This window comes from Porticoccus sp., assembly GCF_041592135.1.
Taxonomy (GTDB): domain Bacteria; phylum Pseudomonadota; class Gammaproteobacteria; order Pseudomonadales; family Porticoccaceae; genus Porticoccus.
Genome location: NZ_JBFHQR010000109.1, coordinates 1 through 8,570, shown reverse-complemented (window position 1 = coordinate 8,570; position 8,570 = coordinate 1). Strand labels below are relative to the sequence as shown.

10 protein-coding genes are annotated in these 8,570 nt (G+C 58.3%); 4 read left to right on the top strand and 6 right to left on the bottom strand.

Features of this window, described 5'->3' with window-relative positions; genetic code table 11:
• The 4 genes from ABY948_RS09635 to rpsU form a co-directional block, all read right to left on the bottom strand.
• On the bottom strand, positions 1-1,363 hold a 1,363-nt coding region (locus ABY948_RS09635), incomplete at its 3' end, for a sigma-70 family RNA polymerase sigma factor (RefSeq protein ID WP_461482320.1).
• Positions 1,364-1,473: 110 nt separating this feature from the next.
• Complete coding sequence (gene dnaG, locus ABY948_RS09630; protein WP_461482319.1) at positions 1,474-3,420, bottom strand: DNA primase; 1,947 nt, start codon at positions 3,418-3,420, stop codon at positions 1,474-1,476.
• 128 nt (positions 3,421-3,548) lie between these two features.
• Positions 3,549-3,998 carry a GatB/YqeY domain-containing protein gene (locus tag ABY948_RS09625; RefSeq protein WP_461482318.1) on the bottom strand — a complete coding sequence of 150 codons (450 nt, stop codon included), beginning with the start codon at positions 3,996-3,998 and terminating at the stop codon, positions 3,549-3,551.
• A gap of 82 nt (positions 3,999-4,080) precedes the next feature.
• Positions 4,081-4,296 (bottom strand): 30S ribosomal protein S21, encoded by a 216-nt coding sequence (rpsU, locus tag ABY948_RS09620; protein ID WP_461482317.1) that lies wholly within the window; start codon positions 4,294-4,296, stop codon positions 4,081-4,083.
• Between the two features lie 204 nt (positions 4,297-4,500).
• On the opposite strand from rpsU, the gene tsaD reads away from it, so the two are divergent.
• Genes tsaD through ABY948_RS09600 form a run of 4 tightly spaced genes read left to right on the top strand, consistent with a single transcriptional unit; the run spans position 4,501 to position 7,601 of the window.
• The gene (gene tsaD, locus ABY948_RS09615; protein ID WP_461482316.1) at positions 4,501-5,538 is read left to right on the top strand and encodes a tRNA (adenosine(37)-N6)-threonylcarbamoyltransferase complex transferase subunit TsaD; all 1,038 of its coding nucleotides are present in this window, start codon (positions 4,501-4,503) and stop codon (positions 5,536-5,538) included.
• Positions 5,539-5,543: 5 nt separating this feature from the next.
• Complete coding sequence (gene folB, locus ABY948_RS09610; protein ID WP_461482315.1) at positions 5,544-5,900, top strand: dihydroneopterin aldolase; 357 nt, start codon at positions 5,544-5,546, stop codon at positions 5,898-5,900.
• On the top strand, positions 5,900-6,436 hold the full coding sequence (folK, locus tag ABY948_RS09605; RefSeq protein WP_461482314.1) for a 2-amino-4-hydroxy-6-hydroxymethyldihydropteridine diphosphokinase: 537 nt from the start codon (positions 5,900-5,902) through the stop codon (positions 6,434-6,436). Before folB ends, folK begins: the two co-directional genes overlap by 1 nt.
• Position 6,437: 1 nt before the next feature.
• Positions 6,438-7,601 (top strand): alpha-hydroxy acid oxidase, encoded by a 1,164-nt coding sequence (locus tag ABY948_RS09600; protein ID WP_461482313.1) that lies wholly within the window; start codon positions 6,438-6,440, stop codon positions 7,599-7,601.
• Positions 7,602-7,628: 27 nt separating this feature from the next.
• Here ABY948_RS09600 and ABY948_RS09595 read toward each other — a convergent pair whose 3' ends face one another.
• Together ABY948_RS09595 and ABY948_RS09590 are read right to left on the bottom strand one after the other, a co-directional pair.
• Positions 7,629-7,952, bottom strand: a complete 324-nt coding sequence (locus ABY948_RS09595) for a TraR/DksA family transcriptional regulator (protein ID WP_461482312.1) — start codon at positions 7,950-7,952, stop codon at positions 7,629-7,631.
• Positions 7,953-8,025: 73 nt separating this feature from the next.
• Entirely contained in the window at positions 8,026-8,421 is a 396-nt protein-coding gene (locus ABY948_RS09590) for an Hsp20/alpha crystallin family protein (protein WP_461482311.1), read from the bottom strand.
• Positions 8,422-8,570: the final 149 nt, after the last annotated feature.

The following is an 8,570-nucleotide window of genomic DNA, read 5'->3' as shown; positions in this document are numbered from 1 at the left end:
TGGCCTGGTCCGCAATGGAACGGGTGATGGCCTGGCGAATCCACCAGGTGGCGTAGGTCGAGAACTTGTAGCCGCGGCGGTACTCGAATTTGTCCACGGCTTTCATCAGGCCAATGTTGCCTTCCTGGATCAGGTCGAGGAATTGCAGGCCGCGGTTGGTGTATTTTTTGGCAATGGAGATCACCAGACGCAGGTTTGCCTCCACCATTTCCTTCTTGGCGCGGCGGGCCTTGGCCTCGCCGATGGACATGCGGCGATTGATATCCTTGATCTGGCCAATTTGCAGGCCGGATCTTTCCTCAATGTGTCTCAGGCGGCGCTGGCTGCGCTGGATTTCTGACTCGACCTGGCCGATGCCGCTGGCATAGCTCGCCTTGGATTTGGTCAGGCTGGCTGTCCATTTGTCGTCAGTTTCATGACCGGGAAACAGTTTGATAAATTCGGTGCGGGGCATTTTTCCGTTGCGCACGCACTGAGTCATGATGCTGCGCTCTTCGTTGCGGATGGCCGTCAGGGCATCGCGGACGATATCGGTCAGGGGTTCGAACTGACGCGGTGCGAGTTTCAGATATTTGAAGTGGTTGCTGAGCGCTTCCAGGTGCGGCTGGCTGTTTTTGTGGCCAAAACCGTATTTGCCAATGGCTTTCTTGGCTTTGTCATTGAGGGCGCGCAGGGTGTCGAAACGCTCTTTTGCCTCAACGGGGTCCAGGCCGGATTCATCTTCGGTGTCGTCGCTGGTGTTCTCGTCATCATCCTCTTCATCGTCGTCGCTGGCCTGGCGCGCCTTTTCTTCTTCGCGGTTTTTGGCCGCTTCCGCCTGGGCGAGCGCAGAGGGTACATGGTCCATGGGGTCCAGGTAGCCGATCAGGACATCGCTGAGCTTGCGCTGTTCGCCCTCAATCAGATCGTATTCGGAAATGATCTGATCCACGACGCCGGGCCACTCGGCCAGGGCAGACATCAATTCCCGCACACCCTCTTCGATGCGCTTGGCAATTTCAATTTCGCCTTCACGGGTCAGCAGTTCGACCGAGCCCATTTCCCGCATGTACATGCGAACCGGGTCGGTGGTGCGGTGTTGCTCCGTCTCCACTGCGGCCAGTGCTGCGGCGGCTTCTGCGGCGGCGATTTCATCAGTGGTGGAGTCGCCAGAAGTGATCAACAGCTGTTCGGCATCGGGAGCGGTTTCAAAGACGCTGATCCCCATGTCATTGATCATCTGGATGATGTCTTCAACCTGATCGGGATCGGAAATATCCTCAGGCAGATGATCATTTACCTCTGCATAGGTCAGATAGCCTTGTTCGCGGCCTCTGGCGATCAGTTCCTTGATACGTGATTGTTGCTGTGCGTTACCACTCATATACGGTCTGCTGTCACTTTTGGGGCAAAATAAAACGCGCGATTATACCGGAATGTCCGGGCCTTGTGTTACCTGTTTTGGTAAAAAGTCCACCGCGCCGCGAGATCGGACTACTGCAACCTTGGTTTTGCAACTATCTGATTAAAAAGAGTTTTGTTGTCTCCGTTGCGCTGTTCTCTGGACAGTTTCAGCCACGCGTTGTTGAGGTGTTTCAGATCCTGCTCGTCTACTGCCTCTTTGTCCGCCAAATGCTGGAGAAGTTCGATGGGCTGCAATTGCGCCATGGCTTGCCGTATCAGGCGGTTTTGGGCGTCGTGAAACTCACGCTCATTGTCCCTGGCACTGTTTGCCGGCGGGCGCAGCAGGTCAGTGGCGGCAATTTTGGCCAACTGCTCGGCCTGGGTGGCATTGTGCACACCGCGCCAGTACCCAAGGATATGATTGAGGCTGTACCCCGGGTTTTCAAGGAGCAGCTCTACCAGTGGCAGCAATAGTTCCATACCGTCATCGTCGAGTTTGCTCAGGGTTGCCGGATCAGCGGCAAATTTGACCAGCTCCGGATGATTGGCGAGCAGGGCGATCAGGGTATAAACCGGCGGCATTTTGACCCGTTTGGCTGGCTGGGGCGGCGGACTGGGTGGCGTCGGCAAACTACCATCATCGCCGTAATAGGGTTGCGGCGCAGAATCTTCGTAGTCAGGGTAATGGTCGTAATTGGCTTCCGGCGGCTCGTCGTCAAACCTTTTGACGGCAGCCTCTGGCGGCGCGATCAGGCTGGAGAGGGTGTCTGTATCCAGCCCGGTCTGTTCCGACAGGGTTTTCAGCATCAGAGCCTTGAAGACGCCCTGTGGCAGGCGATTGATCAGCGGTGCCGCCAGTTTGCTGAGACGGGCGCGGCCATCCATGCTGGTTGTGTCCAGATCAGTCGACAGTGATTCGAACAGGAATACTGACAGTGGCGTGGCAGATTGCATCAGTGCCAGAAATTTATCCTTGCCGATAGTGCGTACCAGCGTGTCCGGATCCTCTCCCTCGGGCAGAAACAGGAAGCGTGCGGAGCGACCGTCAATCATTTCCGGCAGGCAGGTTTCCAGTGCGCGGCGGGCGGCGTTGCGTCCGGCCTGGTCGCCGTCGAAGCAGAACACCACCTCCGATGTGTGGCGGAACAGTTTTTCCAGATGCTCCGGCGTAACGGCTGTCCCGAGGGTGGCGACGGCGTTGTGAATGCCGTTTTGGGACAGGGCGACTACGTCCATATAGCCTTCTACCACCAGTAGGTTGGGCACCTCGCGCATCTGCTGGTTGGCCTCGAACAGGCCGTAAAGCTCCCGTCCCTTGTGGAACAGCGGGGTTTCCGGTGAATTCAGGTATTTGGGTTTGTCATCTCCCAGCACGCGACCGCCGAAACCGATGGTACGGCCGCGCAGGTCGCGGATCGGGAACATGATGCGGTGGCGAAAACGGTCGTAGAGTTTGCCTTCTTCCTCGCGGTCGATGAGCAGGCCGGTTTCCTTGAGTTGGGCGATGTCCGGCGCGGTTTTGCCCAGCTGTGTCAACAGGTTGTCCCAGCCGGGCGGGGCGTAGCCAATGCCAAAGGTGCGGGCAATTTCGCCACTCAGGCCACGAACTTTCAGGTAATCCACGGCGGCCTTTGCCGCGGAGTGGTTGCGCAGGCAGGAGCGGTAGAAGTGGTCTGCCTTTTCGACGATGGCGTAGAGCGCCTTGCGGCGCTCCGTGGCGGCGTCGTTGTGGCCCGCTTCGCGGGGCACTTCGAGTCCAGCGTGCCTGGCCAGGGTTTCCACGGCTTCCGGGAAGGCGGTGTGATCGTAGTCCATGACAAAGCCGATGGCATTGCCGCCGGCGCCACAGCCAAAGCAGTAGTAAAACTGTTTGTCCTGACTGACGGTGAAAGAGGGGCTTTTTTCATCGTGGAACGGGCAGCGGGCGGAGTGGTTCTTGCCCGATTTGCGCAGGTCGATACGGCTGCCGACAATATCGACGATATCCACCCGGTCGAGGAGATCGTCAATAAAGCTTTGTGGGATTTTGCCGGCCATGCATTCCTGCGAAGTGGAGTGGTGAAGCCTTTTCCGCCGAGCGGGGTTGGCAAATTGCCGACCGGGGTAGGGAAGCAGCTTAGCGGCTAAGGGGCGGACTGGCCAGTGCCATGCCAGCCCAGTCTATTTTAGCCCAATTTCGCTTTTACCAGGCCGCTGACAGCACCGACATCCGCCCGTCCCTGAATTTTGGGCTTGAGCACCGCCATGACCTTGCCCATGTCGCGCATGGATTCGGCGCCGCTCTCGACAATTGCCGCCGCAATCATGGTGGACAGTTCTTCGTCGCTGAGCGCTTCGGGCAGGAATTCCTGGATGACGTCAATTTCCGCCTGTTCCTGATCGGCCAGCTCCTGGCGATTGGCGTCCTGGTACTGCTTGATGGAGTCGCGGCGCTGTTTGACCATCTTGTCGAGAATGGCCAGCACCCGGGCATCATCCATGTCAATGCGTTCATCCACCTCAATGCGTTTGATTTCGGCCAGCATCAGGCGAATGGCGCCGAGGCGCTCTTTTGCCTTGGCGCGCATGGCATCTTTCATGGCTTCGGTGATCTGTGCTTTCAGTGTGTCGCTCATGGGAATTTCCTCAAACGCAAAAAGCGCCGACGTGGCGGCGCTTGATGGATAGAATTTACAGTCTGACTACTAACAGGCGGTATTAGTACAGACGGTTAAACTTCCGGTTTTCGCGTGATTGCTTCTTGGCGTGGCGCTTCACGGCAGCAGCAGCTTTGCGCTTGCGTTCCCAGGTGGGTTTTTCGTAGAACTCACGACGGCGAACTTCAGCCAGTACACCGGCTTTTTCACATGAACGCTTGAAGCGACGCAGAGCCACATCGAAGGGCTCGTTTTCTTTAACGCGAACGAAAGGCATGTATCCTCTATCCTGTTGTATTCAATTAGTGTTTTCTACTGGCGCACCAGTACCGTCTTCAAGGGCGCGTATTCTATACATATCCCGGTGTGGTTGCAAAACTTTTCTGGCCGCGTCCGGCAAAGGCTAAGCGCATGAATTTGGGACGGTTTTGGCGTATGATTCGCCGTTTCTATCTACTGGGTAAGCATAGGCCAAAAACGAGTGCGTGTACTGGGTATCGAAACATCCTGTGATGAAACGGGCGTTGCTGTCTACGACAGCGGGCGCGGTTTGCTGGCGCACTGCCTGTACAGCCAGGTGGCTGTACACGCGGAATACGGTGGTGTGGTGCCTGAGCTGGCCTCCCGGGATCATGTGCGCAAGCTGCTGCCGCTGATCCGCGAGGTGCTGGAGCGCGCCGCTGTCGGTGCCGCCGAGATAGATGGTGTTGCCTATACCTCTGGTCCCGGCCTGATCGGTGCATTGATGGTCGGCGCCAGTGTCGGGCGCGCCCTGGCCTATGCCTGGAACGTGCCTGCCATCGGGGTTCACCATATGGAAGGGCATCTGCTCGCACCGATGCTGGAGGAAAATCCCCCGGCCTTTCCCTTCGTGGCGCTGCTGGTGTCCGGTGGCCATACCCAGTTGATTGAGGTGCGGGAGATTGGCCAATACCGGATCCTCGGGGAGTCGGTGGATGATGCCGCCGGCGAGGCCTTTGACAAGGCCGCGAAGATGCTTGATCTGGATTATCCCGGCGGTCCGGAAATCGCCAGACTGGCGCAGTCTGGCGATCCTAAACGATTCCGTTTCCCGCGACCCATGACCGATCGCCCCGGCCTGGATTTCAGCTTTTCCGGCCTCAAGACCTATACCCTGAATACCATTGCGTCCCACCGTGGCGATGATGTGCTGCCGGATGAGCAGACCATGGCGGACATCGCCTGTGCCTTTCAGGAGGCGGTGGTGGACACCCTGGCCATCAAGTGTCGCCGTGCACTGGAACAGACCGGTTTGAAGACGCTGGTGATCGCCGGCGGCGTGTCCGCCAACACCCGGTTGCGGGAAAAGTTATCCCAGAGCCTGGCCAAGGTGAACGGCGAGGTGTTTTATGCCCGCCACGAGTTCTGTACCGACAACGGCGCCATGATCGCCTATGCCGGTTGCCGTCGCCTGCTGGCCGGCCAAACGGAGGGGTTGGCGATTCGCGCGCTGCCGCGCTGGTCCATGGAAACGCTGCCGCCACTGTCCGAGGGGTAACCGTTATGGATATTGTTTACATCCGTGATTTGCGCATCGATACCATCATCGGCATTTTTGACTGGGAGCGAGAAGTGCGCCAGACGGTCAGCCTTGATCTGGAAATGGGCACGGATATTCGCCGCGCCGCCAGCAGCGAGGACATTCAATACGCGCTGGACTACAAGGCCGTGTCCCACCGCCTGCTCGAGTTTATCGGCAACAGCGAATTTCTGCTGGTAGAAACCATGGCGGAGCAGGTGGCGGCCCTGATCCTGAACGAATTCCAGGTGCCCTGGCTGCGGCTGCGTATCGGCAAGCCGGGGGCCATCTCCCAGGCCGAGGATGTCGGTGTGATCATCGAGCGCGGGGTGCGCGGTTAATGGCGCGCGTCTACCTGAGCCTGGGCAGCAACATTGAGCGGGAACGGCATATTCTGGCGGCCCTTGATGCCCTGGCCGAGCGTTTTGGCCCGTTGCAGCTGTCCTCGGTTTACCAGAGCAAGGCGATAGGCTTTGACGGCGACCCTTTCCTGAATATGGTGGTGGGCATCGATACCGACCTGACGGTGGGACTGCTGTCCAATTACCTGAAAGAGCTGGAAGACCGCCACGGTCGGCGCCGGGATTGTCCCCGCTACAGCGGTCGCACCCTGGATATCGATCTGCTCACCTATGACCAGTGTCACGGCGTGGTGGAAGGCGTGACCCTGCCGCGGGGGGAAATTCTCGAGAACGCCTTTGTGCTGTGGCCGCTGGCGGAAGTGGCGCCAAATGAACCGCATCCCCAGCTCGGGCAGAGTTACGCACAGCTCTGGCAGCGCTATGATCGACATGCTCAGGTGCTGTGGCCGGTGTCATTTGTCTGGCGGGGCGTCGAATTGTCCCGCATGTCTCCCGACCGGGTAGAGGGTTTGTAAGATGCTGACTGACTGGCAATTATCCCGCTGTTTCAATATCGACGACCTGCGCAAGTTGGCGAAAAAGCGCCTGCCCGCTTCGCTGTTTGGTTACATTGACGGCGGCTCCGACGACGAACAGACCCTGCGCCGCAATACCTCCGCCTTTGACCGCTATGGTTTGATGCAGCGGGCGCTGGTGGACGTTTCCGACATCGATCTGTCCACCACCGTGCTCGGCAAAAAAATCGACTGGCCGGTGCTCTGTGCCCCCACCGGCATGAGTCGTATGTTTCACCACCAGGGGGAGCGGGCGGTGGCCCGGGAGGCCGCCGCAAGCGGTACCTTCTATTCCCTGTCGACCCTGTCCACCACCAGTATTGAAGAGGTGGGGCGGGAAACCGCTGGGCCGAAGCTGTTTCAGGTCTATGTGCACCGGGATCGGGAACTGAGCCGGGAATTTGTACAGCGCGCCAAAACTGCCGGTTTTGACGCCCTCTGCCTGACCGTGGATTTGCCCGCCCACGGCAACCGCGAGCGGGATCTGCGCACCGGCATGACCCTGCCGCCGAAACTGACGGTGAAAAGCGTGCTGGACGTGCTGATGCACCCGGCCTGGGTGTACCACTACCTCACCACTGATGCCATCGAGCTGGCCAACGTGGCCCACAAGATCCGCGAGGGTTCCGGGGAGGTGTCCAACCTGTTGCAGTACGTGTCGAAACAGTTTGACCCTACGGTGAGCTGGGAGGATGCCAAGTGGATGATGGGTCTCTGGGATGGCCCGTTTGTGCTGAAGGGCATCATGTCGGTGGAGGACGCCAGACGGGCGGTGGAAATCGGCGCTTCGGCCATTGTGATTTCCAACCACGGTGGCCGCCAGCTGGACAGTTCGCCGGCCACCATCGAGATGTTGCCGAACATTGTCGAGGCGGTGGGCGGGCAAATCGAGATTATCCTCGACAGCGGTATCCGCCGCGGTACCCACGTGTTGAAGGCCCTGGCGCTGGGCGCCAATGCCTGTATGGTGGGGCGTCCCTACCTGTATGGACTGGCTGCGGGGGGACAGCCCGGTGTGGCCCGCGCCCTGCAGCTGCTGCGCACCGAAATCGAACTGGATATGAAGTTGATGGGTTGTCGCAGTTTGTCCGAGTTGACGGCCAACAGCCTGTACAGACGGGATTAAACTCGACAGACGGGGCTGGATCAGCCCTCAGTGCCCCGCACAGCGGATACAGAGATCGGTATAGGGCACCGCCTGCAGGCGCTTCAGGGCAATTTCCTCACCGCAACTGCGGCAGGTGGTGTACTCGTCCTCCTCAATACGTTCCAGGGCGCGGTTGATCTTGGAAAGTTCCAGCCGTGCCTCGTTGCCGAGGGCGTTCATTACCTCGTCATTTTCCCGTTCCTGGGCCTGTTCGGACCAATCGGCTGAATGGGCCATGGTGATATCGGCCTTCAAGGTGGTCAGGCGCTGCATGAGTTCAGCTTTGCGCGCTTGCAGTTGCTGTTTAATGGTCAGAAGTTCCGTTGACATAAAGGCTACCCCGTAGGCCAGAGTGAGGCCAGGCTCCAGCGAACCTGACCAAACTAGTTGCTCACTCGTAAGGCTATTTGATTTCAATACGGCGTTGTTCCGGCACCGCTGTGGTTTTTTTCGGCGCGGTGAGCTTCAGTACACCGTTCTCGAACGATGCATTGATATCTTCCTCGTGAACGTCGCCGCCCAGGTCAAAGCTGCGCACATACTTGCCGTAGCGGCGCTCCTGGCGAATCACCTTGCCTTCTTTTTCCTCTTTGGTTTCCTGAGTGGTTTCCGCTTCCAGGCGCAGTACCCCATTTTCCAGGGTGATGTGGATATCTTCCTTGTTGATGCCGGGCATTTCCGCGGTGATTTCGTAGTGATCATCCCGCTCCATGATGTCGACCCGCGGCGAAAAGAAAGATTCGGGGGCGTCTGCGCCGGTGCGGCTGGGAGACCAGAAATCATCAAAAAAGCGGTCCATATCGAAAAACCTGCCTCTCGGTATTAAGGACATGTTGCACCTCCTCTCAATTGCGGTCGCTCAAAGTTGAATCGGCATAGAAAGCATAGTCGACCATGCCGTTTTTGCTTGTTTCCATTGAGTAAAATTGGGCTGGAAAAAGTCTTTTC